Origin of the sequence: Atlantibacter sp. RC6 (assembly GCF_014193285.1) — a bacterium.
Classification (GTDB): domain Bacteria; phylum Pseudomonadota; class Gammaproteobacteria; order Enterobacterales; family Enterobacteriaceae; genus Atlantibacter.
The window spans coordinates 921,680-945,857 of sequence record NZ_JACHZE010000001.1 but is presented as its reverse complement, the minus strand read 5'-3'; the positions used below and the strand labels follow the sequence as shown (position 1 = coordinate 945,857).

Genomic DNA, 24,178 nt, shown 5'->3' with positions numbered 1-24,178 from the left:
CCTTTTGGGGCAGGGACGCTGTTCTATTTTCTGGAGTAAACCACCATGTCTGAAGGCTGGAATATTGCCGTACTGGGCGCGACGGGCGCTGTGGGCGAAGCCCTGCTTGAGCAACTTGCAGAGCGTCAATTCCCGGTGGGCGAACTGTTTGCCCTGGCGCGCAGCGAAAGCGCGGGCGAAACCCTGCGTTTTGCGGGTAAAAGCGTGATGGTGCAGGATGCCGCCGAATTTGACTGGACCCAGGCGCAGCTCGCGTTTTTTGTGGCCGGCCAGCACGCCACCGCGCAGTACGCGGACGATGCCGCCAACGCCGGCTGTCTGGTAATCGATACCAGCGGTCTGTACGCGCTGGAGCCGGATGTCCCGCTGGTCGTGCCGGAAGTGAACCCATTCGTGCTGGCGGATTACCGCAACCGTAATCTGGTCGCCATCCCCGACAGCCTGACCAGCCAACTGCTGGTGGCGTTAAAACCGCTGATCGATGAAGGCGGCCTGGCGCGTATTCAGGTCACCAGCCTGCTCTCCGCGTCGGCGAAAGGCAAAGTGGCGGTTGATGCCCTGGCGGGCCAGAGCGCCAAACTGCTCAACGGCATTCCGATTGATGAAGACGATTTTTTTGGTCGCCAGCTGGCGTTTAACGTTCTGCCGATGCTGCCGGACAGCGAAGGCAGCGTGCGCGAAGAGCGCCGCATCGTTGATGAAGTGCGTAAAATCCTGCAAGACGATATGCTGATGATTTCCGCCACCTGCGTTCAGTCGCCGGTGTTTTACGGCCATGCCCAGATGGTCAATTTTGAAGCCATGCGCCCGCTGTCATTTGAAGAGGCGCGCGATGCTTTTGGCCGTGGTGAAGAGGTGGAGTTATCCCCCGCCAATGAATTCCCTACCCAGGTGGGCGACGCGTCGGGCAACGCCCAGTTGTCTGTCGGCTGCGTGCGTAATGATTACGGGATGCCGGAGCAGATCCAGTTCTGGTCTGTAGCGGACAATGTGCGCTTCGGCGGCGCGCTGATGGCGGTGAAAGTGGCGGAGAAATTAGTGCAGGAGTATTTGTACTGATGTCTGAGCTTCAGGATATGCCGGTGCGCAAAATCGCACTCGGCATTGAGTACGACGGCAGTAAATATTACGGCTGGCAGCGCCAGAATGAAGTCCGCAGCGTGCAGGAAAAGCTTGAAAAGGCCTTAACCCAGGTGGCGAATGCGCCGGTTAACGTGTTTTGCGCCGGGCGTACCGATGCGGGGGTTCACGCCACCGGCCAGGTGGTGCACTTTGAAACCCAGGCGATCCGTAAAGACGCCGCCTGGACGCTGGGTGTAAATGCGAATTTGCCTGGTGACATTGCGGTGCGCTGGGTGAAAGATGTGCCGGACGATTTTCATGCCCGATTTAGCGCCACGGCTCGCCGTTACCGCTATGTCATCTACAATCATCGTCTGCGTCCTGCGGTTTTGCAGCAGGGCGTCACCCATTATCACCAGCCGCTGGATGCTGAACGCATGCATCGCGCGGCCCAGTGCTTAATCGGTGAAAATGATTTTACCTCGTTTCGCGCCGTGCAATGTCAGTCGCGCACGCCGTGGCGCAATCTGATGCACATTAATGTGGCGCGATTCGGGGCGTACGTGGTGGTCGATATCAAAGCGAATGCCTTTGTACATCATATGGTCAGGAATATTGTTGGCAGCCTGATGGAAGTAGGGTGCGGCAACCAGCCGGAGAGCTGGATTGACGACTTGCTGGCGGCGAAGGATCGTACGCTTGCGGCAGCGACGGCGAAAGCGGAAGGGCTCTATCTGGTCAGCGTGGATTATCCTGACCGTTTCGAGCTGCCGAAGACGCCGATGGGCCCACTTTTTTTAGCTGACTAAAGGCTGTTGAGGACGTAACGCAGTATGGACATTATTCGCTTTGTGATCGATTTCATCCTGCACATTGATGTGCATCTGGCGGAGTTGGTCGCCGATTATGGAATTTGGGTTTACGCCATCCTGTTTTTGATTCTGTTTTGTGAAACCGGGCTGGTGGTCACGCCATTTCTGCCGGGCGATTCGCTGCTGTTCGTTGCCGGGGCGATCTCCGCGCTGCCGACCAACGATTTGAATGTCCACCTGATGGTGGCGCTGATGATTGTGGCGGCGATTGTCGGCGACGCGGTGAATTACACCATCGGCAGGCTGTTCGGTGAAAAGCTGTTCAGTAACCCGAACTCGAAAATTTTCCGCCGCAGCTATCTGGATAAAACCCACGCGTTTTACGAGCGTCACGGCGGGAAGACCATTATCCTCGCGCGCTTTGTGCCGATCGTGCGCACCTTCGCGCCGTTTGTCGCCGGGATGGGCCATATGTCCTATCGCCATTTTGCGGCCTATAACGTGATCGGCGCGCTGCTGTGGGTGCTGCTGTTTACCTACGCGGGCTATCTGTTCGGCGATTTACCGATCGTGCAGGAAAACCTGAAGCTGCTGATTGTGGCGATCATCGTCCTGTCGGTATTGCCGGGCGTCGTGGAAATTATCCGCCACAAGCGAGCCGCGGCCCGTAGCGGAAGATAACTCTCACGTTCATGAAACAAGAGCAGGATCGCGCGGTTAGACCACTTTTTTATCCCAACTCGCGGTTTGTTATGTTTTAATGAGCACCATTTATGGTCTGTCGGCGGTCAGAATTTATCCGCTGCCGACAGAAAAACTGGCATCGACCAGGTTCAGGCAGAAAGGTCATCAATGAGCTGGATTGAACGAATTCTCAATAAGAGCAATATCACCCCCACCCGTAAGGCGAGCATCCCTGAAGGGGTGTGGACCAAATGCGACAGCTGCGGCCAGGTTCTCTACCGCGCCGAGCTGGAGCGTAACCTGGGGGTTTGCCCGAAGTGCGATCATCATATGCGTATGGCGGCGCGCGACCGTCTGCACAGCCTGTTAGACGAAGGCTCGATGGTGGAACTGGGCAGCGAGCTTGAGCCGAAAGACGTGCTGAAGTTCAAAGACTCCAAAAAGTATAAAGATCGTCTGGCGAGCGCCCAGAAAGAAACCGGCGAAAAAGACGCGCTGGTGGTGATGAAAGGCACCCTGCACGATATGCCGGTAGTGGCGGCGGCGTTTGAGTTCTCCTTTATGGGCGGCTCTATGGGCTCCGTGGTCGGCGCGCGTTTTGTGCGTGCCGTTGAGCAGGCGCTGGAAGACAACTGCCCGCTGATCTGCTTCTCCGCGTCCGGTGGCGCGCGTATGCAGGAAGCGCTGATGTCGCTGATGCAGATGGCGAAAACCAGCGCCGCGCTGGCGAAAATGCAGGAGCGCGGCTTGCCGTATATCTCCGTGCTGACTGACCCGACCATGGGCGGCGTCTCTGCCAGCTTCGCGATGCTGGGCGATCTGAACATCGCCGAGCCGAAAGCGCTGATTGGCTTTGCCGGCCCGCGCGTTATCGAACAGACCGTGCGCGAGAAACTGCCAGCCGGTTTCCAGCGCAGTGAGTTCTTAATCGAGAAAGGGGCGATCGATATGATTATCCGTCGTCCTGAGCTGCGCCTGAAGCTGGCCAGTCTGCTGGCGAAAATGATGAATCTCCCGGCACCAGGGCCGGATGCGCCGCAGGAAACCATCGTGGTTCCGCCAGCGCCAGACCAGGAACAAGAGGCCTGATCGTCATGAAGGGCAGGGCCATAACGGCGCTGCCCTTTTTGTTTATCCATCGCTAACACGTACGGGCATCATGGAAACAGATCGTATCCCCCACGCCACGTCGCCCCTGGCTACGTGGCTTTCTTATCTGGAAAACCTGCACAGTAAAACCATCGACATGGGGCTGGAGCGCGTATCGCGCGTGGCGGCGACCCTGCAGGTTCAAAAGCCCGCGCCGTTTGTGTTTACCGTAGCCGGTACCAACGGCAAAGGCACCACCTGCCGCACCCTCGAAGCCATTCTGATGGCGGCCGGGCTGCGGGTGGGCGTCTACAGTTCACCGCATCTGGTGCGGTATACCGAACGGGTGCGCATTCAGGGCGCGGAGCTGGCGGAATCTGACCATACCGCGTCGTTCAGCGCCATTGAAAGCGCGCGCGGCGATACGTCATTGACCTATTTCGAATACGGCACCCTGTCTGCGCTGTGGCTGTTTAAGCAGGCGGCGCTGGACGTGGTGATTCTGGAAGTGGGGCTCGGCGGGCGTCTGGACGCCACCAATCTGGTGGACTGCGATGTGGCGGTTATTACCAGTATCGCCCTTGATCATACCGACTGGCTGGGACCGGATCGCGAAAGTATTGGCCGCGAAAAAGCGGGCGTGTTCCGCGCCGGGAAACCGGCTATCGTCGGCGAGCCGGATATGCCCGCCTCCATCGCGGCGGTGGCTCAGGAAACAGGCGCGCGGCTGGCGCGGCGCGGCGTAGACTGGCATTACCAGGCGAGCGAGACCGGCTGGCATTTCCGCGATGCGCTGGGTGAACTGCGCGATCTGCCGCTGCCTCACGTACCGCAGCCCAATGCCGCGACGGCGCTGGCGGCGATCCGTGCCAGCGGGCTGACGGTGAGCGACGCCGCAATTCGTCAGGGCATCGAAAGCGCGCTGCTGCCGGGGCGCTTCCAGTGCGTCAGCGAGTCACCGCGCGTGATTCTGGATGTGGCGCATAACCCGCATGCGGCGGCGTATCTGGCGAGCCAGATGCAGCGTTTACCCGCCGGCGGGAAAGTGCTTGCGGTAATCGGCATGCTGCACGATAAAGATATTGCGGGCACGCTGGCCTGTCTGGAGCCGGTAGTGGATAGCTGGTATTGTGCCCCACTTGAGGGCCCGCGTGGCGCCACGGCTGAGCAACTGACGGCGCACCTGAAGCAGGGCGAGCGCTACCCGAGCGTTGTGCAGGCCTGGGATGCCGCCATGGCGCAGGCTCAACCGGAAGATACTGTGCTGGTGTGCGGTTCGTTTCATACCGTAGCGCATGTAATGGAAGCGATGGAGGCGAGGAGGCGAGGTGGCGAGTAAATTTCAAAACCGATTAGTGGGCACGATTGTGCTGGTGGCGCTGGGCGTGATTTTGCTGCCAGGGCTGCTGGACGGCCAGAAAAAGCATTATCAGGATGAGTTTGCGGCGATCCCGCTGGTGCCGAAGCCTGGGGATACCGACGAGCCGGATATGCTGCCAGCCGCCACACAGGCGCTGCCTGCGCAGCCGCCGGAGGGCGCGGCGGAAGAGGTGAGGGCGGCCAACGCGGCAGCGTCGGCGATTGATACCGATCGGCTGGCCAATAACGCCAATAATCTCGATCCGTTGCCGGAACCGGAACCAGCGCCGCCGACGAAACCGAAAGCGCAGGACGCGCCGAAAAAGCCGCAGACCAAACCGCAAAAAGATAAAACTGACGAACAGTTGGCGATGCTGAGCGAAGAAGCGCCGCCGAAAAAAGCCGAACCGGCTAAACCGGATACGCCTGCGGGTAAAGCCTATGTTGTGCAGTTAGGCGCGCTCAAAAATGCCGACAAAGTAAATGAAATTGTTGGTAAACTGCGCGGCGCGGGTTACCGGGTTTACACGTCGCCGACAACGCCGGTACAGGGTAAAATCACCCGCATTCTGGTTGGGCCCGACGCCTCGCGCGATAAGTTAAAAGGATCGCTTAGCGAGCTTAACCAGCTTTCCGGGTTAAACGGCGTGGTAATGAATTATTCCGTAAACTGATAGACCAGGGAAAGCGGCCTTAAGCGTTGATTACCAACGAATAAAGCGCCAGTTTTCTCGTTAAGCGCAGCGGAAACCGGGAAAAAAAGCACGGCGTTGAAGATTTTTTCAACGCCTTTTTTTATTGAGCCAGGGAAAGGAAATCCCTACGCAAACGTTTTCTTTTTCTGTTAGAATGCGCCCCGAACTGGACGTCAGGGCGATTTATCACAGGACACATTCATGGTCTGGATAGATTACGCCATCATTGCGGTTATCGGTTTTTCCTGTCTGGTTAGCCTGATCCGCGGCTTTGTGCGTGAAGCGTTATCGCTGGTAACCTGGGGCTGTGCCTTCTTTGTCGCCAGCCACTACTACACTTACCTGGCAGTTTGGTTCACTGGCTTTGAAGACGAACTGGTACGTAATGGGATAGCGATCGCAGTGCTGTTTGTTGCGACGCTGATTGTCGGCGCGATTGTCAATTATGTGATTGGCGCGCTGGTGGAGAAAACCGGCCTGTCGGGTACAGACAGGGTGTTGGGGATCTGTTTTGGCGCGCTGCGCGGCGCGCTTATCGTCTCCGCCATTCTGTTCTTTCTTGATACCTTTACCGGCTTCTCCAAAAGCGACGACTGGCAAAAATCGCAGCTTATCCCGCAATTCAGTTTCATCATCAGATGGTTTTTTGACTATCTGCAAAGCTCGTCAAGTTTCTTACCCCGGTAATTGTGCCGGGGGCAGTCTCTTAATGAGGAAAAGACAACATGTGCGGTATTGTCGGTATCGCCGGTGTTATGCCGGTAAACCAGTCGATTTATGACGCGTTAACGGTGCTTCAGCACCGTGGGCAGGATGCCGCAGGCATCATCACCATTGATGCAAACAACGGCTTTCGCCTGCGCAAAGCCAACGGCCTGGTGAGTGATGTATTCGAAGCCCGCCATATGCAGCGTCTGCAAGGCAATATGGGTATCGGCCATGTGCGTTATCCGACAGCAGGCAGCTCCAGCGCCTCCGAAGCACAACCCTTTTATGTGAACTCCCCGTACGGGATCACGCTGGCGCACAACGGCAACCTGACTAACGCGCACGAGCTGCGCCGGATGTTGTTTGAAGAGAAGCGCCGCCATATCAACACCACCTCGGATTCCGAGGTTCTGCTCAACGTCTTCGCCAGCGAGCTGGATAACTTCCGCCACTACCCGCTGGAAGCCGACAACATTTTCGCCGCCATTGCCGCCACTAACCGCCTGATCCGCGGCGCATACGCCTGTGTTGCGATGATTATCGGCCACGGCATGGTCGCTTTCCGCGATCCGAACGGTATTCGTCCGCTGGTGCTGGGCAAGCGCGATATCGGCGATGGCCGCACCGAGTATATGGTGGCCTCTGAGAGCGTGGCGCTTGATACCCTGGGATTCGAGTTCTTACGCGACGTCGCGCCCGGTGAAGCCATTTACATCACTGAAAAAGGCCAGTTGTTTACTCGCCAGTGCGCTGATAACCCGGCCAGCAACCCCTGCCTGTTCGAGTATGTCTACTTTGCGCGCCCTGACTCGTTTATCGACAAGATTTCCGTCTACAGCGCCCGCGTCGGCATGGGTAAAAAGCTCGGCGAGAAGATTGCCCGTGAATGGGAAGACCTGGATATCGACGTTGTTATCCCGATCCCGGAAACCTCCTGCGATATCGCCCTGGAGATCGCCCATATCCTGAATAAGCCGTACCGCCAGGGGTTTGTGAAAAACCGCTATGTGGGCCGCACCTTTATCATGCCGGGCCAGCATCTGCGCCGTAAATCGGTACGCCGCAAGCTCAACGCCAACCGCGCCGAGTTCCGCGACAAGAACGTCCTGCTGGTGGATGATTCCATCGTGCGTGGCACCACTTCTGAGCAGATTATCGAGATGGCCCGTGAAGCGGGCGCGAAAAAGGTTTACCTGGCCTCCGCCGCGCCGGAAATTCGCTTCCCGAACGTGTACGGCATCGATATGCCGAGCGCCAATGAGCTGATTGCCCACGGGCGTGAAGTCGACGAAATCCGCCAGATCATCGGCGCAGACGGGCTGATTTTCCAGGATCTCAACGATCTGATTGACGCGGTACGCGCCGAGAACCCGGATATCCAGCAGTTTGAATGTTCAGTGTTTAACGGCGTTTACGTCACCAAAGACGTCGATCAAAAATACCTTGAGTATCTCGAATCCCTGCGTAATGACGACGCCAAAGCGGTGCAGCGTCAGAACGAAGTGGAAAATTTAGAGATGCATAACGAAGGGTAAATCCTCGATCCCTTCCGGACCGCCGGAAGGGATTTTCCTTGCTCCATTCGACCCTTGTTCAACGCCTGCCAACTTGCATATCCCTCGCCATTGCGGCAAAGTTTGCCCACCTATTTTCCGTTCAGGTAAAACGTAATGAAACGACTCATCGTGGGCATTTCCGGGGCAAGCGGGGCGATTTATGGGGTTCGTCTGTTACAGGTACTGCAATCGGTGCCTGACGTCGAAACCCATCTGATCATGAGCCAGGCCGCGCGCCAGACGCTGGCGCTGGAAACCTCGCTATCGCTGCGCGATGTGCAGGCGCTGGCCGATGTGGTGCACGACGCACGTGATATCGCCGCCAGCATTTCTTCCGGGTCGTTTCGCACCTCCGGCATGGTGATCCTACCGTGCTCCATCAAAACCCTTTCCGGCATTGTGCACAGCTACACCGATGGGCTGCTGACCCGCGCCGCAGATGTGGTGCTTAAAGAGCGCCGTCCTCTGGTGTTATGCGTACGGGAAACGCCGCTGCACATCGGTCATCTGCGCCTGATGACCCAAGCCGCCGAATTAGGCGCGGTGATTATGCCGCCGATGCCCGCGTTTTATCATCAGCCCGCGACGCTGAATGACGTGATTAACCAGACGGTGAACCGGGTACTGGATCAACTGGATATTGACCTGCCGGAAGATCTTTTCCATCGCTGGCAGGGAGCCTGACGCATTGTTACAGTGCGTTTAAATGTGAACGCCTCATTTTGGGGCATTTTTGTAACCGCGATCAAATCCTGGAAATATAATCCCCGTTCACGCATTTCCGCTGCAGACATTCCCCTTCGTAATGCTATCTTTCACTACATCTACTTTATTGTAACTTTTACTTAACATCTGCCGGGGTTCGCCCGTTCCGCGAAAACTGGCACAGGAAGTGCAATGCAAAGTAGCAACACAACAATATACACAACATAAAAAAGACCACTTGAGGGTAACGTATGAAGAAGAAGGCTATTGCTCTGTCATTGCTGCTGGGGCTTTCCGCGGCCACCAGCGCGTTCGCCGCGCTGCCGCAGACGGTTCGTATTGGTACGGATGCTACTTACGCACCTTTCTCGTCTAAAGACGCCAAAGGCGATTTCGTGGGTTTCGATATCGATCTCGGTAACGAGATGTGCAAGCGGATGGCGGTGAAATGTACCTGGGTTGGCAGTGACTTCGATTCGCTGATCCCGTCCCTGAAAGCCAAGAAAATCGACGCGATTATCTCTTCACTGTCGATCACCGAAAAGCGTCAGCAGGAAATTGCCTTCTCGGAGAAATTGTACGCGGCGGATTCGCGCCTGATCGCCTCAAAAGGTTCGCCGATCCAGCCGACTATCGAGTCGCTGAAAGGCAAGCACGTCGGCGTTTTGCAGGGTTCTACCCAGGAAGGCTTTGCCAACGACAACTGGCGTAACAAAGGCGTTGATGTGGTGGCCTATCAGAACCAGGATCTGATCTATTCCGACCTGGCGGCAGGCCGTCTCGATGCCGCATTCCAGGATGAAGTCGCCGCCAGCGAAGGCTTCCTGAAACAACCAGCGGGTAAAGAGTTCGCCTTTGCGGGGCCGTCGGTAAAAGATAAAAAATACTTTGGCGACGGCACCGGTATCGGTCTGCGTAAAGATGATGCCGAACTCAAAGCCGCCTTTGATAAAGCGTTTGACGAGCTGCGTAAAGACGGCACTTACGACAAAATGGCGAAGAAATACTTCGACTTTAACGTCTACGGTGACTAAAACAGGACGCGCTCAGGCACCCCTGGGCGCGGCTTTTGTGAACGGTTATTCCATAGCGCCTCACTTTATTGGTGCAATTTACCGACGATGTTGCGTTATGGTGCATGGAGCGCACTGTTTTAGCGCGTCGAGTGAATAATTAAGCATCGTAAGCGAAAAAAATCCGCGCGGGCGGCCATATTCTTTTGCCTAAATGCGCATAACAGTGGCACGATACGTGCTGTCTCGATGTTTAGAGCACTACAACACAAAAAGACAACTCACCGAGGATTGCTATGAAAAAGTTGGTGTTATCCCTTTCTCTGGTACTGGCGTTTTCCAGTGTTTCCACCGCGTTCGCCGCGATTCCACAAAATCTCCGTATCGGCACCGATCCCACTTATGCACCCTTCGAATCGAAGAATGCGCAGGGGGAATTGGTGGGTTTTGATATCGATTTGGCGAAAGAGCTGTGCAAACGCATCCAGACCAAATGTACCTTCGTTGAAAACCCGCTGGACGCGCTGATCCCGTCTTTAAAAGCGAAGAAAATCGACGCCATCATGTCATCGCTTTCTATTACGGAAAAACGCCAGCAGGAAATCGCTTTCACTGACAAACTCTACGCGGCGGACTCCCGCCTGGTGGTGGCAAAAGATTCCGATATCGAACCGACGCTTGAGAAGCTGAAAGGCAAACGCGTCGGCGTATTGCAGGGCACCACCCAGGAAACCTACGGCAACGAACACTGGGCCCCGAAAGGCGTGGAAATCGTCTCCTACCAGGGCCAGGACAATATCTATTCTGACCTGACCGCAGGGCGTATCCAGGCGGCATTCCAGGATGAAGTCGCGGCAAGCGAAGGCTTCCTGAAACAGCCGGTTGGTAAAGATTACAAGTTCGGCGGCCCGTCCATCAAAGACGAGAAGCTGTTCGGCGTCGGCACCGGCATGGGTATTCGTAAAGAAGACAACGAACTGCGCGAAGCGCTGAACAAAGCCTTTGCCGAGATGCGCGCCGACGGTACTTACGAAAAACTGGCTAAGAAGTACTTCGACTTTGACGTATACGGCGGTTAATCGCCAACAAAGAGTGCCGCGCCCCGGCTTGCCGGGGCGTTATAAGGGTTAACCCGTCAGGCTCTCATATAAGACAGACATTGATCACAGGATAAGCACCATGCTGTATGGGTTTTCACAAGTTATCTTACAAGGGGCTATTGTCACGCTTGAACTGGCGCTGAGCTCCGTTGTGCTGGCGGTGCTCATTGGCCTGGCGGGTGCGGCGGGAAAGCTGTCACGCAACCGCGCGCTGGGGCTGCTGTTTGAAGCCTATACCACGCTGATCCGTGGCGTTCCCGACCTGGTGCTGATGCTGCTGATTTTCTACGGGCTGCAAATCGCCCTGAATACCGTGACCGACGCGCTGGGTCTGGCGCAGTTTGATATCGATCCGATGGTTGCCGGTATTATCACGCTGGGCTTTATCTACGGCGCTTACTTCACCGAAACCTTTCGCGGCGCGTTTATGGCGGTGCCGAAAGGCCATATCGAAGCCGCTACCGCCTTTGGATTTACCAACGCGCAGACTTTCCGCCGCATTCTATTCCCGGCGATGATGCGCTTTGCGCTGCCGGGGATCGGCAATAACTGGCAGGTGATCCTTAAAGCCACCGCGCTGGTCTCGCTGCTGGGGCTGGAGGACGTGGTTAAGGCGACTCAGCTTGCCGGGAAAAGTACCTGGGAGCCGTTCTATTTCGCCGTGGTCTGCGGTGTGATCTATTTAGTGTTTACCACCGTTTCCAACGGCGTCCTGCTGCTGCTGGAGCGTCGTTATACCGTGGGTGTGAAGAGGGCTGACCTGTGATCGAGATTATTCAGGAATACTGGAAATCCCTGCTGTGGACCGACGGTTATCGTTTTACCGGGGTGGCGATCACCCTGTGGCTGCTGATTTCTTCGGTGGTGATGGGCGGTATCCTGGCGGTGTTTCTCGCCATTGGCCGCGTTTCCAGCAATAAATTTATCCAGTTCCCCATCTGGCTGTTCACCTATGTATTCCGCGGTACGCCGCTGTACGTGCAACTGCTGGTGTTTTACTCCGGGATGTACACCCTGGAAGTGGTGAAGGGCACCGAACTGCTGAACGCGTTTTTCCGCAGCGGCCTGAACTGTACCGTGCTGGCGCTGACGCTCAACACCTGCGCCTACACCACCGAGATTTTCGCCGGGGCGATCCGCTCGGTACCGCACGGTGAAATCGAAGCCGCGCGCGCCTATGGTTTTTCGCGCTTTAAGATGTACCGCTGCATTATTCTGCCATCGGCGCTGCGTATCGCGCTGCCGGCCTACAGCAACGAAGTGATTTTGATGCTGCACTCCACGGCGCTGGCGTTTACCGCCACCGTGCCGGATCTGCTGAAAATCGCCCGCGATATTAACTCGGCGACCTACCAGCCGTTTACCGCCTTCGGCATCGCGGCGGTACTGTACCTGATTATTTCCTATGTTCTGATTAGCCTGTTCCGCCGCGCGGAGCGTCGCTGGTTAGGGCATGTTAAACCTGCTTCTACGCACTGAGTGGCCCACGAATGTCTGATAATAAATTAAACGTTACCGACCTGCACAAACGCTACGGCGAGCATGAAGTGCTTAAAGGGGTCTCGCTTAAGGCCAACGCCGGGGATGTGATTAGCATCATCGGTTCCTCAGGCTCGGGTAAAAGTACCTTTTTACGCTGCATCAACTTCCTCGAAAAACCGAGCGAAGGCACCATCGTGGTGAATAACCAGAATATCGGCCTGGTGCGCGACAAAGACGGTCAGTTGAAGGTTGCGGATAAAAACCAGCTGCGCCTGCTGCGTACCCGTCTGACCATGGTGTTCCAGCACTTCAACCTGTGGAGCCACATGACGGTGCTGGAAAATGTCATGGAAGCGCCGGTGCAGGTGCTGGGGCTGAGCAAGCAGGAAGCCCGCGAGCGCGCAGTGAAATACCTTGAGAAAGTGGGTATCGATGCCCGCGCCCAGGGGAAATATCCGGTGCATCTTTCTGGCGGCCAGCAACAGCGCGTTTCCATCGCCCGCGCGTTAGCCATGGAGCCGGAAGTACTGCTGTTCGATGAACCGACTTCCGCGCTGGATCCGGAGCTGGTGGGTGAAGTGTTGCGCATCATGCAGAAGCTGGCGGAAGAGGGCAAAACCATGGTGGTGGTGACCCATGAAATGGAGTTTGCCCGCCACGTCTCCAGCCATGTGATCTTCCTGCATCAGGGGAAAATCGAAGAAGAGGGCGCGCCGGACGAGCTGTTTAACAATCCGCAAAGCCCGCGCCTGCAACAGTTCCTGAAAGGCTCACTGAAGTAACGCCTGTCTGTTAACGGGAAAGCCCGTATCCGGCGCTTTCCCGTTCATGCGCTATTCGTCCAGCAGCTTGAGCGCGCTGGCTTCGTCGGTTACTAATCCGGACACCCAGCCACCGCGCAGCGCCGCCCTGATGGCGGGATATTTCTTTTCGCCGCCGGCAAAGCCAATGATCGAGCGCGTGGTGTGGCTTTCCAGCGGCACGCTGGTTAATAGCGCATCCAGTTCGCCGATGATACGCTCGCCATTATGATCGAAAAAATGGCCCAGCATTTCACCTGCCACACCGCGTTTCTCAAGGCTGTGTACCTGCTCGTCGGTGATAAATCCTTCCGCATTCAGCGGGCAGCCGACAGAGACGTCGCCGATGCCAAGAAAAGCGACGTGGGCATCCAGCGCCCGCGCGGCGACGCGCTGATAAACCTGATGCTGGCACCACATTTTTTTATCATCCGGATTATCCGCATACAGCGGCGCGGGGATGAAAAAATATTTGCCCTGCATCTTTTCCGCCATGCGCAGCGGGACGTCATAGCGGGTACCGGAATCGTCGCGCGCGATGGCTCCGATCATGGAAACGCAGTGATGCTGTGGCCGTTCGGTCCAGGGCAGAGCATCAATGATCGCCCGCAGCGTTTTGCCAGAACCGATGCCAAATACTTGTGGCTGCTCGTCAGCAATATATTGCGACATCACTTCCGCGCCTTCGACCGCCAGCATCTGTTGGATAGCCTCGTTATCCAGCGAGGCGGAGGGCACCACCCGGCACAGCGACAGGCCGAATTTTTCCTGCAATGCCGCTGCCAGCTTCAGGCAGTGCGTAACGGGATGGGCGATTTTCACGCTCACCATGCCCTGTTCGCGCGCCGAGGAGATCAGGCGTTGCGCCACCTGCCTGGATAACCCCAGGGTTTTGGCAATCTCCTGCTGAGTCAGCCCCGCCACGTAATACATCCATGCAGCCCGCGCAGCCTGTTCCTGTTTTTTCTCTTCTCTGCTCATAGCGTAATCCCTGATTCAACTGTGCGTAGTGTATCGCGCCGGCGCAAATATCAAAAATGGGCAATTGCCATTGAATTGGGCAAAAGACTGATTTTGTGACGCGACTCCCGGAACGGATCGCGTACTGGCGACTAACATACTTAAAACGGGCAAATGCTCATTCAATTGGCAAATACTCAGTTCGGGGTGTGTATGAATAATCAAAGCGTGTGGATGCATATTGGTGCCGGTTCTTTCCATCGGGCTCATCAGGCGTGGTACTTACACAAACTGCGCGAGCAGGGCGACGATAGCTGGAGTATTGCGCTGGGGAATATTCGCGATGACGCCAGCGCCCTGCTTACGCAACTGGACAAGCAGCAGGGCGCTTATGTGCTGGAAACCGTTTCGCCTGAGGGCGAACGCCACTACGAACAGATTTCCTCTATTAAGACCGTGCTGCCGTGGGACGTGCAAATCAGCGCGCTGGTAGAGCAGGGCGCAAATCCACAAATCCGCGTTATCGCATTTACCGTCACCGAAAGCGGCTATTACCTGACGCCAGAACATGAACTGGATCTCACTCAGGCAGACGTGAAAGCAGATTTAGCGGGCGGTATTCGTACCCTTTACGGCGCGCTCACCCGCATCCTGAAACGCCGCGTTGAGATGGGCGGCGCGCCAGTCACTCTGCTGAACTGCGATAACTTGCGTCATAACGGCGAGCGCTTTCGCCACGGCTTCCTTTCATTCCTGAAAGCAAAGCAGGAAACGGCGCTGTATGACTGGGTGAGCGCCAATACCACCTCGCCCAACACTATGGTTGACCGCATCACGCCGCGCCCGACGCCGGACGTGGCGGAACGCGTCGCGGCGGCAACGGGTATCCAGGACGCCGTGCCGGTCATGGGCGAGTCGTTTATTCAGTGGGTGATTGAAGATAATTTCATCGCCGGACGCCCGGCGCTGGAGACGGTCGGCGTAGAGCTGGTCGATTCGGTACTGCCCTGGGAAGAGGCCAAGATCCGCATCCTTAACGCCACCCACAGTTGCATCGCCTGGGCGGGAACGCTGATTGGGCTCTCTTACATCGACGACAGCACCCGCCATCCGGTGATCCGCCAGCTGGCCTGGGAATACGTGTCTCAGGACGTGATCCCGTCCCTGACCCCCAGCCCGCTTGATTTAGGCGACTATCGCGATGTGGTGCTGGCGCGCTTTAGCAATCCGCATATCAAAGATACCAACCAGCGCGTCGCCGCCGACGGGCTGTCAAAAATCCCCGGCATGGTCACGCCGACGTTAATCCAGTGCTACGCGCGCGGCAGCGAGCCGCAGGCCAGCGCGGTACTCCCGGCGCTGTTTTACCTGTTCCTGCAACGCTGGGCGCAGGGGGAATTGCCGTATGAGTATCAGGATGGCGTCATGCAGCCCGACACTCTCCGCGCGCTGTTTGCCGGTTCCGATCCGTTGAAAGCCTTTACCTCGGATGAGGCGTTATTCGCGGAGCTGGCGGGTAACGACGCGTTTCATGCGCTGATGGTGCGTACCGTCGCCCGGATGGAAGCCTGGGTGAACGAAACCACCGCACAACCGCTGACTGCGTAACGGGGGCGCTATGTATCTGGGAATCGATATCGGCACATCAGAACTGAAAGCGCTGGTGATTAATGAGCAGGGGGAGATTGTCGCTGCGCAACATGCCGCGCTGACCGTGCAGCGCCCGCATCCCCTCTGGGCGGAACAGGATCCGCACGCCTGGTGGCAGGCTACCTGTCAGGTTGTGGCGGCGCTGCGCCAGCAGGCGCCGGAAGCCTGGGCGGCGATCCGCGCCATTGGCCTGTCCGGCCAGATGCACGGCGCGGTGCTGCTGGATAAACAGGGCGAGGTGCTGCGCCCCTGCATCCTGTGGAACGACACGCGAAGTCACCGGGAGTGCGACGATCTGCGCGAGCGCCATCCGGAGATCATGACCCTCAGCGCCAATATGATCATGCCGGGCTTTACTGCGCCGAAACTGGCCTGGGTGGCGCGCCATGAACCCGATATTTTTCAACAGATCGATAAGGTGCTGTTGCCGAAAGATTATCTGCGCTGGCGTTTAACCGGCGAGTTCGTGAGCGATCCCTCCGACGCGGCAGGCACGCTATGGCTTGACGTGGCAAAACGCGACTGGTCTGACGCATTGCTGGCGGCAACGGATTTGCGTCGCGAGCAGATGCCGCGCCTGGTGGAAGGCAGCGAAGCCAGCGCCACCCTGGATGCGGCGCTGGCGAGCGAATGGGGCCTGAGCGCGGACGTGGTGATTGCTGGCGGTGGCGGCGACAACGCCACCTCGGCGGTAGGCGTTGGCGCGGTTAATCCTGGCGATGCGCTGATCTCACTTGGCACCTCTGGGGTGATATTTGTGGTCAATGACGCGCTCCAGGCCGATCCCTCCTCGGGCGTGCACGCTTTTTGCCACGCGCTGCCTGGACGCTGGCATCAGATGAGCGTGATGCTCAGCGCCGCCAGTTGCCTGCGCTGGGTATGCAATCTGCTTGGGGTAACGGAAAGCCAGCTCATGGACGAGATGGCGCTGTTAACCGAAGAGGAGAAACAGCGCGCGCCGCTGTTCTTACCTTACCTGAGCGGCGAGCGGACACCGCATAACGACCCCGAGGCCAGCGGCAGTTTCTTCAACCTGCGCCATGAAACGCGCCGTGCGCTGCTGGGCTATGCGGTGATTGAAGGCGTGGCGTTCGGCCTGGCGGACGGTATGGATGTGCTGGGCGACGCCCGGGAAACCATCACCCGTTGCAGCCTGACCGGCGGCGGCGCGCGCAGCACGCTCTGGGCGCAGTTGATAGCCGACGTACTCGACGTCACCGTTGTCACCCATCCGGCCAGCTCATCGGGGGCCTTAGGCGCGGCGCGGTTAGCCTGGCTGGCCTGCGGCGCTGATGAGCAAACGGTCTGCCGTAAACCGCCCGTTCAGCAAACGTTCGAACCCGCCAGCGCGCGTCAGGGCTGGCTGGAAAAACGCCTCGCGCTGTTCCGTCTGCTGTATCAGCAGCAGCGTCAGGCTCGCGCGCTCTTACCCTGATTGATGATGATAAATGCCAGGCGCGGACACCGACGCCTGGCCCCTGTACCCTGTGAAGAGGAAGATTGTGATGCAATCGCAACAATACTGGTTTGGTTTACCCAAATATCTGCTGTGGGGTTTTATCGCTATCGCCATTTTTATGAGCGGCGATGGTTTTGAGATGGCGTTTCTGTCAAAACACATTACCGATATGGGATTCAGTCCGGCACAGTCGGCGATGGTATTTGCTGTTTACGGTTTTGCCGCCGCGCTGGCGGCCTGGGCTTCCGGCGTCGTGGCGGAACTGATCACTCCGCAAAAAGCCATGGCGATCGGCTTTGTGCTGTGGTGCGTGATGCACGCGCTGTTTATGGCGCTGGGGCTCGGGATGCGCAATTATCCGCTGATGCTGCTGTTTTACGGTATTCGCGGCCTGGCCTATCCGCTGTTCATCTACTCATTCATGATGATGCTGGTGCAGGTCTTGCCGCGTGAGAAACTGGCGGCGGCGACCGGCTGGTTCTGGGCAATGTACTCGGTGGGTATCGGCGTGGTCGGCAGCTACTTGCCGAGCTTTACCATTCCAATGATGGGAGAAACCGGCACGCTGTGGATGGCGATTGGCTGGGTGGCTATGGGTGGCGTCATTGCGCTGATCAGCCTGCGCAACGTGCCGGTGGATCGCTCGCGGGTGAATCTGCCGATGAAAGAGAAAATGACCGAGCTTTCCCGGGCGGTGACGATCCTGTTTACCAACCGGAACGTGTTCTACGCTTGCCTTATTCGCATTATCAACACGCTGTCGCTGTTCGGCTTCGCGATTGTCATGCCGCTGCTGTTTGTCGATCGCCTGGGGTTCACCATCTCGGAATGGCTGCAAATCTGGGCGGTGTTCTTCTTTGTCACCATCTTCACCAATATCTTTTGGGGAATTATGGGCGAGTATATCGGCTGGATCCGCCAGGTACGGTGGTTCGGCTGTCTGGGCATGGCCATCGCCAGCCTGTCGTTTTATTACCTGCCGATGTGGGCGGGCCACAATTTTGCGATAGCGCTGATCCCGGCGGTACTGCTGGGGATTTTCGTCGCCGCCTTTGTGCCGATGACGGCGGTGTTTCCTACGCTTGAGCCGCACCATAAAGGCGCTGCGGTTTCAATTTATAACCTGTCGGCGGGCATGAGTAACTTTGTCGCACCTGCTATCGCATCGCTGATCCTGCCGTTTTTCGATATTGTCGGCGTGGTATGGGCGTACACCGGTTTGTATCTCTTCGCTGGCGTGCTGACCTTTATCATCAAGGTGCCGCAGCCCAAACGGGCCGCGAAAGCGGTGGAGGCTTCAGACGGCTATTCGCAACAGCGTATTTAATCTTCAGGGGCCGCCATGGCGGCCCCTGTTATTCACCGCACCACATCATGCAGCGCTTCTTCTAAATCGAACCAGCGAAAGCCAAACCCTGATTCCTCAAGCTTTTTCGGCAACGCCCGCTGCCCGCCAAGCACCAGCACGGCGGATTCGCCCATCATCAGCTTAATGGCGGTAGCCGGAGCGCGCAGAATTGCCGGACGGCTTAAGACATGGCCCAGGGTATGCGCGAACTGCTCGTTGCGTACCGGGTACGGCGACACCATATTGAACGGCCCGCGCAAATCGTTATTCAGCAGCCAGAGAATGCCGTTGACCATATCGTCGACGTGGATCCAGGCCAGATACTGACGCCCGTTGCCCATCGGCCCACCCAAACCGGCGCGGAACAGCGGCACGATTTTCCCCAGCATTCCGCCTTCCGGGGCGAACACCGCGCCGGTGCGCAACAGGCAGACGCGGGTTTTATCGCTTTGCGCCTGGCAGGCGATCTGCTCCCATTTGGCGCACAGCTTATGGGTAAATTCGTTATGCGGCGGTTCCTCTTCCGTCACCACCACTTCGCCGAGATCGCCGTAATAACCGGTGGCCGACCCGGAAATCAGCACCGATGGCGGGTTATCGCTGGCTTTAATCAGCGTGACCAGACGCTGGGTGATTTGCCAGCGGCTCTGGCACAGCCGCTGTTTTTGCGCCGCAGTCCAGCGTTTATCGGCGATGGGCTCGCCCGCCAGGTTAATCACGGCGTCGAACTCATCCAGATCCTGGGCGTCGGACAGGCCTTTCCAGATGTTGACACGCTGATCGAGCCGGGTGCGCGCTTTTTCCGGATCGCGCGTCACGACCGTCACGTTATTCCCCAGCGCCAACAGCCGTGGCACCAGATGGCGGCCAATCAGGCCGGTGCCGCCGGTAACCAGAATATTCATGCAACCTCCCGGTTGCGCTTAGCTCCGCCAGCTCATGGTCATCGACACCGAGTCGGCATAGCGTAGCGCGTGAAGTTTATCGATCTCCACTTCAGCATAGGTGACCCAGTGATGTTCCCGTACGATATTGAGCACATCCTGAGTTAATTTTTCGAGCAAAGAGAATCGGTTATTCTCGACGTGCTGAATGATGGCTTTGGTTAGGGTGCGATAATTTAACGCGTCCTGAATGTCTTCGCTGGTCCGCGCCTTCTCGGCGGGGTAGTGGATCGCCGCATTGATGACGATATCCTGCCGGTTGGCGATCTCTTCTTCCTTGATGCCGATAAAGGCGCGCAGGCGTAAGTTTTTGATGCGGATGATGGCGTCCGGCTGTGACATGAAACTCTCTCCATAATGATTCTGCCTCGCTATCATACCTTGCCGCCGCCGTCTCGCCCACGCGCGCTGCGTCAGAGTTAGACCACCTCCGCTTTTTTCCATGCCGCCAGCGTCGCGGGGCGGTTGCGGATGCGTTCGAACCAGTTGCTCACCGCCGGATAATTCTCCAATGGGATGCGCTGGCGCTCGTGCGACGCCACCCACGGATAGGTCGCGATATCGGCAATGCTGTAGTGGTTGCCGCCCAGCCACGGGGATTTTTCCAGCCGCTTGTTCAGGACGCCATACAGACGTTGGGTTTCTACCTGGTAGCGCTCAATGGCGTAGGGCACCGGCTGCGGCGCAAAATGGTTGAAGTGATGATTCTGGCCGAGCATCGGGCCAAATCCTGCTACCTGCCAGAACAGCCACTGTAGCGTGGCCTCCCGTTCGCGCAGTTCTCCGCTCAGGAATTTGCCGGTTTTTTCGGCGAGATACAGCAAAATCGCGCCGGATTCGAACAGGCTGAGCGGCGCGCCGCCGTCCGCCGGATTATGGTCGACAATGGCCGGGATTTTATTGTTCGGCGAGATCGCCAGAAACTCCGGGCGAAACTGCTCACCCTTGCCGATATCCACCCGATGCAGCCGATACTCCAGGCCCGCTTCCTCAAGAAAAAGGGTAATTTTGTGGCCGTTTGGCGTTGGGGCATAAAACAGATCGATCATAACCGCTCCCGAAATGACGTCATGAATGGCTCAACTAAAAAGTATAGTGACAGCAGGCATTTTCATCAGATGACAGACGGGTATTTCCAGGATAGTTTTTGGTTAAACGTCCAGAAGATGCGAGGAATTATGAGCCAGCCCGTGATAACACTTTGGTCCGATGCCAATTATTTCAGCCCGTACGTGATGTCTGTGTATGTCGCCCTGAAGGAAAAGGGGCTCAACTTCTCTCTGAAAACCGTCGATCTGGATAGCGGACAGCACCAGCAGGCCGACTGGCAGGGGTTCAATCTGACCCGCCGCGTGCCGCTGCTGGAGATTGACGGCTTCCTGCTCAGCGAATCCTCCGCCATTGATGAATATCTTGAAGAACGCTTCGCGCCGCCGGTGTGGGAGCGTATCTACCCGCACGATCTGGAAAAACGCGCCCAGGCGCGCCAGGTGCAGGCCTGGCTGCGCAGCGATCTGATGCCGATCCGCGAAGAGCGCGCGACCGACGTGGTGTTCGCCGGGGCGAAACGTCCCCCGTTAAGCCCGGCGGGGCAGGCCGCGGCGCAGAAGCTGTTTGCCATCGCCGGTTCTCTGTTGCGCGACGGCCGGCAAAACCTGTTTGGCGAATGGTGCATCGCCGATGCCGATCTGGCGCTGATGCTCAACCGGCTGGTGCTGAATGGCGATACGGTGCCGGAAGCGCTGGCGGACTACGCCACCTTCCAGTGGCAGCGGGCATCGGTACAGCGTTATGTGGCACTCTCTGCTAAGCGTGTGGGCTGATAAGCGTTACGGGATCGGCTATGATGCTGATACGGAAATTTTGCTTATGAGGTGAATGATGAAACTGATGTTCGCATCAGATATTCATGGTTCTCTACCCGCCACGGAACGCGTACTGGCGCTGTTTGAACAGAGCGGCGCAAGCTGGTTGATTTTACTGGGCGATCTGTTGAATCACGGCCCGCGCAACGCGCTGCCCGACGGTTACGCGCCGGCGCAGGTCGCGGAAAAACTTAATGCGTATGCATCGCGGATCATCGCGGTGCGCGGTAACTGCGACAGCGAAGTGGACCAGATGCTGCTCCATTTTCCGATTACCGCCCCCTGGCAGCAGGTGCTGCTGGCGCAGCAACGGCTCTTTTTAACCCACGGGCACCTCTGGCAGCCGGAAAATCTGCCACCCTTAAGTGAACGTGATGTGTTTGTGTATGGTCATACTCATATCCCGGTGGCGCAACAGGGCGAAAGCTGTCTGTTGTTCAATCCGGGGTCGGTGAGCATACCCAAAGGGGGTTTTGCCCCCAGCTTCGGCATGCTGGATGATGGTGTTCTGAGCGTTCAGACGCTGGATGATTGCCGGGTTATTGCGCAGATGGCAATTACCCCGTAATTTACCCACTTACTACATATGCGCCGCGAGAGCGCTTCTCTAAAAGGTTTTCTAATGGTTGAGCAGAATCATTTGGCGGGGACGGAATGGGTCGATATTGTCAGTGAAGACAATGAAGTGATCGCCCAGTGCAGTCGTGAGCAGATGCGTGCTGAACGCCTGAGACATCGTGCCACCTATATCGTGGTGCATGACGGAATGGGCAAAATTCTGGTGCAGCGCCGTACCGAAAACAAAGATTTTCTGCCCGGCATGCTGGATGCCACTGCGGGCGGCGTGGTGCAGTCAGAAGAAGCGATGCTGGATTCCGCGCGTCGCGAAGCCGAAGAGGAGTTGGGCATTGCGGGCGTGCCGTTTGCCGAGCACGGTATGTTCTATTTTGAAGATGAGCATTGCCGGGTGTGGGGCGGTTTGTTTAGCTGCGTCTCCCACGGCCCCTTCGCGCTTCAGGAAGAAGAAGTCAGCGAAGTCAGCTGGATGGAGCCGGAGGAGATCACCGCGCGCTGCGATGAGTTCACCCCGGATTCCCTGAAAGCGCTGGCGCTGTGGATGACCCGCAACGCCAAAAATGAATCGGCTAAAAAAGAGCAGCAGGAAGAGACCGAATAGTCCCCTCGCGTGACGCCCTCGCAAGATCTGGCGAGGGCAATCCAATCCCCATTTAATGGTAGCCCATCACCTGCGCGCCAATCACTACCACGCTGGACATGATAAACAGCAGCCCCAGCAGCGTTGCGCCCACCTTTATCCAGTGACGGAAATCCACCCGGCAAACGCCAAGCGTCGCCATCAGCGAGGCTGACGTAGGGTAGATGATATGGCTGAATCCATCCCCGAACTGGAACGCCAGCACGGTGACCTGACGGTTTACGCCCACCAAATCGCCCAGCGGCGCCAGCAGCGGCATGGTCAACGCCGCCTGGCCTGAGCCTGACGTGACGAAGAAATTAAACACCGCCTGGAACAGCAGCATAAACCAGGCGGCAACGGCGTTATCCAGCCCGCTGATACCGTGCGCAATACTGCTGAGCAGGGTATTCAGCACGCTGGCCTCTCCCGCCTCGCCGCTGCCGACCAACAGCAGAATGCCTTTAGCAAAGCCGACCAGCAGGGCAGGGGCGATCATCATTTTCGCGCCGTCGGTGAACGAGGAGGCCATGATATTAATCGTCATGCCATTGAGCCGGAACGCCACGCCAATCAGGCCAATCACCAGCCCCATCGTGAAAAACTGGCTGGCGATCTCCGGGATAAACCACGCGTTGACAATAACGCCCCAGACCACCCAGACCATCACGCCGGTTAGCACCAGCAGCACCAGCCAGTCACCGAGGGTGAAAGGGCGTTTAACCACGTCCTCCTGCTGCTCGCGGAAAAACCGATCGGATTCGTAGACCCGCGACAGGTGCGGATTTTTCTTCACCCGCGCGGCGTAGCCCAGCGTGAACAGCAGCCCAATCAGCGTGGAAACGACCCACACCACAATGCGCAACCCTGAACCGGAAAGCACCGGTAAACCGGCAATGCCCTGAGCTACCACCACGCAAAACGGGTTCATCCACGAACTGGCGAAACCAATTTGGGTGGCGATGTAGGTCACCAGCACCGTGGTGATGCTGTCATACCCGAGCCGGACCATCAGCGGCGCAATGATAATCGCGAACGCCACCGCCTCTTCACCCATACCGAATACCGCGCCGCCCAGCGAAAACAGGATAAACAGTACCGGAATAAACAGCGCTTCATTACCCCGGGTGTGGCGGATCAGCGCCAGGATGCCGTTATCGATGGTGCCGGTACGCATCACAATGCCAAACGCGCCGCCAATCACCAGCATAAACATGATGATCCCCACGGCAGTACCGAATTTGGAGCCAGACGTTAAGCCTTCGAAAGGAAAATTCATCAGGCCGGGACGCTCATCGCCGGTGCTGAAAAACTGTACCCGATGATACTGCGGTTCACCCGCGTCATCGGTGAGGATACGAAACGAGTGCGGATCGACAACTTTGCGGGTTTTTGGTCTGGCCATCGACCTGGTACTGCACGTCCTGGCTATCAAACATGCCGACCGGGACAACCCAGGTAGCAAAGCTGGTCAGGATGGCGACGATAAAAATAATGACCAGTGTATCGGGCATTGCCCATTTTCTGGCTGGCTGAGAGTGAGACTCGGTGACTGCAGATATAACACACTATCCCTGTTGCCTGGCAAAGCGGTAATTATGCAAACACACGAATAGCTATTCATTGACGGCGAACAGGAAAATTAACAAATCTGATGTTGCTAATGGCTGATTTTAAAGATAAAAAAATCCG

General features: G+C 57.2%; 24 protein-coding genes and 1 pseudogene. 20 read left to right on the top strand and 5 right to left on the bottom strand.

The features are described 5' to 3' along the window. The first annotated feature begins 45 nt into the window (after nucleotides 1-45). The 14 genes from FHW74_RS04485 (at nucleotide 46) to hisP (ending at nucleotide 13,047) form a co-directional block, all read left to right on the top strand. A complete protein-coding gene (locus FHW74_RS04485; RefSeq protein ID WP_183169332.1) occupies nucleotides 46-1,059 on the top strand; it encodes an aspartate-semialdehyde dehydrogenase in 1,014 nt (337 codons plus the stop codon). Then, nucleotides 1,059-1,871: a tRNA pseudouridine(38-40) synthase TruA gene (truA, locus tag FHW74_RS04480; RefSeq protein WP_183169331.1), complete on the top strand. Its 813-nt coding sequence runs from the start codon at nucleotides 1,059-1,061 to the stop codon at nucleotides 1,869-1,871. Before FHW74_RS04485 ends, truA begins: the two co-directional genes overlap by 1 nt. Nucleotides 1,872-1,895: 24 nt before the next feature. Beyond that, nucleotides 1,896-2,555, top strand: a complete 660-nt coding sequence (locus FHW74_RS04475; protein ID WP_183169330.1) for a DedA family protein — start codon at nucleotides 1,896-1,898, stop codon at nucleotides 2,553-2,555. Between the two features lie 171 nt (nucleotides 2,556-2,726). Beyond that, nucleotides 2,727-3,647: an acetyl-CoA carboxylase, carboxyltransferase subunit beta gene (gene accD, locus FHW74_RS04470; RefSeq protein ID WP_002463495.1), complete on the top strand. Its 921-nt coding sequence runs from the start codon at nucleotides 2,727-2,729 to the stop codon at nucleotides 3,645-3,647. 70 nt (nucleotides 3,648-3,717) lie between these two features. Next, nucleotides 3,718-4,986, top strand: coding sequence for a bifunctional tetrahydrofolate synthase/dihydrofolate synthase (gene folC, locus FHW74_RS04465; RefSeq protein ID WP_183169329.1), 1,269 nt, complete (start codon nucleotides 3,718-3,720; stop codon nucleotides 4,984-4,986). After that, entirely contained in the window at nucleotides 4,976-5,680 is a 705-nt protein-coding gene (gene dedD / locus FHW74_RS04460) for a cell division protein DedD (RefSeq protein WP_183169328.1), read from the top strand. Before folC ends, dedD begins: the two co-directional genes overlap by 11 nt. Nucleotides 5,681-5,902: 222 nt before the next feature. Further along, on the top strand, nucleotides 5,903-6,388 hold the full coding sequence (cvpA, locus tag FHW74_RS04455) for a colicin V production protein (protein ID WP_002463492.1): 486 nt from the start codon (nucleotides 5,903-5,905) through the stop codon (nucleotides 6,386-6,388). 38 nt (nucleotides 6,389-6,426) lie between these two features. Continuing rightward, nucleotides 6,427-7,944 carry an amidophosphoribosyltransferase gene (gene purF, locus FHW74_RS04450; RefSeq protein ID WP_183169327.1) on the top strand — a complete coding sequence of 506 codons (1,518 nt, stop codon included), beginning with the start codon at nucleotides 6,427-6,429 and terminating at the stop codon, nucleotides 7,942-7,944. A 135-nt stretch (nucleotides 7,945-8,079) separates the two neighbouring features. Further along, nucleotides 8,080-8,649, top strand: coding sequence for a UbiX family flavin prenyltransferase (locus FHW74_RS04445; protein WP_183169326.1), 570 nt, complete (start codon nucleotides 8,080-8,082; stop codon nucleotides 8,647-8,649). Between the two features lie 272 nt (nucleotides 8,650-8,921). Beyond that, nucleotides 8,922-9,704: a lysine/arginine/ornithine ABC transporter substrate-binding protein ArgT gene (gene argT, locus FHW74_RS04440; protein WP_183169325.1), complete on the top strand. Its 783-nt coding sequence runs from the start codon at nucleotides 8,922-8,924 to the stop codon at nucleotides 9,702-9,704. Between the two features lie 275 nt (nucleotides 9,705-9,979). Next, on the top strand, nucleotides 9,980-10,762 hold the full coding sequence (gene hisJ / locus FHW74_RS04435; protein ID WP_183169324.1) for a histidine ABC transporter substrate-binding protein HisJ: 783 nt from the start codon (nucleotides 9,980-9,982) through the stop codon (nucleotides 10,760-10,762). A gap of 100 nt (nucleotides 10,763-10,862) precedes the next feature. Further along, a complete protein-coding gene (locus tag FHW74_RS04430) occupies nucleotides 10,863-11,549 on the top strand; it encodes a histidine ABC transporter permease HisQ (protein WP_183169323.1) in 687 nt (228 codons plus the stop codon). Further along, complete coding sequence (gene hisM / locus FHW74_RS04425) at nucleotides 11,546-12,262, top strand: histidine ABC transporter permease HisM (RefSeq protein WP_183169322.1); 717 nt, start codon at nucleotides 11,546-11,548, stop codon at nucleotides 12,260-12,262. The genes FHW74_RS04430 and hisM overlap by 4 nt, the downstream gene beginning before the upstream one ends. 11 nt (nucleotides 12,263-12,273) lie before the next feature. Next, nucleotides 12,274-13,047: a histidine ABC transporter ATP-binding protein HisP gene (hisP, locus tag FHW74_RS04420; RefSeq protein WP_183169321.1), complete on the top strand. Its 774-nt coding sequence runs from the start codon at nucleotides 12,274-12,276 to the stop codon at nucleotides 13,045-13,047. Between the two features lie 51 nt (nucleotides 13,048-13,098). Here hisP and FHW74_RS04415 read toward each other — a convergent pair whose 3' ends face one another. Then, nucleotides 13,099-14,046 carry a sugar-binding transcriptional regulator gene (locus tag FHW74_RS04415; RefSeq protein WP_183169320.1) on the bottom strand — a complete coding sequence of 316 codons (948 nt, stop codon included), beginning with the start codon at nucleotides 14,044-14,046 and terminating at the stop codon, nucleotides 13,099-13,101. Between the two features lie 192 nt (nucleotides 14,047-14,238). Here FHW74_RS04415 and dalD point away from each other — a divergent pair, with 192 nt between their 5' ends. The 3 genes from dalD (at nucleotide 14,239) to FHW74_RS04400 (ending at nucleotide 18,461) form a co-directional block, all read left to right on the top strand. Further along, entirely contained in the window at nucleotides 14,239-15,633 is a 1,395-nt protein-coding gene (gene dalD / locus FHW74_RS04410) for a D-arabinitol 4-dehydrogenase (protein ID WP_183169319.1), read from the top strand. 10 nt (nucleotides 15,634-15,643) lie between these two features. Then, entirely contained in the window at nucleotides 15,644-17,110 is a 1,467-nt protein-coding gene (gene xylB / locus FHW74_RS04405) for a xylulokinase (RefSeq protein WP_183169318.1), read from the top strand. A 70-nt stretch (nucleotides 17,111-17,180) separates the two neighbouring features. After that, nucleotides 17,181-18,461: an MFS transporter gene (locus FHW74_RS04400; protein ID WP_183169317.1), complete on the top strand. Its 1,281-nt coding sequence runs from the start codon at nucleotides 17,181-17,183 to the stop codon at nucleotides 18,459-18,461. 32 nt (nucleotides 18,462-18,493) lie between these two features. On the opposite strand, the gene FHW74_RS04395 is transcribed toward FHW74_RS04400, so the two are convergent. The 3 genes from FHW74_RS04395 to yfcG form a co-directional block, all read right to left on the bottom strand. Further along, nucleotides 18,494-19,387 carry a TIGR01777 family oxidoreductase gene (locus FHW74_RS04395; protein WP_183169316.1) on the bottom strand — a complete coding sequence of 298 codons (894 nt, stop codon included), beginning with the start codon at nucleotides 19,385-19,387 and terminating at the stop codon, nucleotides 18,494-18,496. A gap of 18 nt (nucleotides 19,388-19,405) precedes the next feature. Then, nucleotides 19,406-19,768: a dihydroneopterin triphosphate 2'-epimerase gene (gene folX, locus FHW74_RS04390; RefSeq protein WP_183169315.1), complete on the bottom strand. Its 363-nt coding sequence runs from the start codon at nucleotides 19,766-19,768 to the stop codon at nucleotides 19,406-19,408. A 77-nt stretch (nucleotides 19,769-19,845) separates the two neighbouring features. Further along, complete coding sequence (gene yfcG / locus FHW74_RS04385) at nucleotides 19,846-20,475, bottom strand: GSH-dependent disulfide bond oxidoreductase (RefSeq protein ID WP_183169314.1); 630 nt, start codon at nucleotides 20,473-20,475, stop codon at nucleotides 19,846-19,848. 129 nt (nucleotides 20,476-20,604) lie between these two features. Between yfcG and yfcF the strand changes: the two genes are divergently transcribed. Genes yfcF through yfcD form a run of 3 tightly spaced genes read left to right on the top strand, consistent with a single transcriptional unit; the run spans nucleotide 20,605 to nucleotide 22,468 of the window. Continuing rightward, nucleotides 20,605-21,249: a glutathione transferase gene (gene yfcF / locus FHW74_RS04380; protein ID WP_183169313.1), complete on the top strand. Its 645-nt coding sequence runs from the start codon at nucleotides 20,605-20,607 to the stop codon at nucleotides 21,247-21,249. 58 nt (nucleotides 21,250-21,307) lie between these two features. Beyond that, complete coding sequence (gene yfcE, locus FHW74_RS04375; protein WP_183169312.1) at nucleotides 21,308-21,859, top strand: phosphodiesterase; 552 nt, start codon at nucleotides 21,308-21,310, stop codon at nucleotides 21,857-21,859. 54 nt (nucleotides 21,860-21,913) lie between these two features. Continuing rightward, nucleotides 21,914-22,468, top strand: a complete 555-nt coding sequence (gene yfcD / locus FHW74_RS04370; RefSeq protein WP_183169311.1) for an NUDIX hydrolase YfcD — start codon at nucleotides 21,914-21,916, stop codon at nucleotides 22,466-22,468. 52 nt (nucleotides 22,469-22,520) lie between these two features. On the opposite strand, the pseudogene yfcC reads toward yfcD, so the two are convergent. Continuing rightward, a pseudogene (gene yfcC / locus FHW74_RS04365) lies at nucleotides 22,521-24,048 on the bottom strand (putative basic amino acid antiporter YfcC). Nucleotides 24,049-24,178 lie beyond the last annotated feature (130 nt).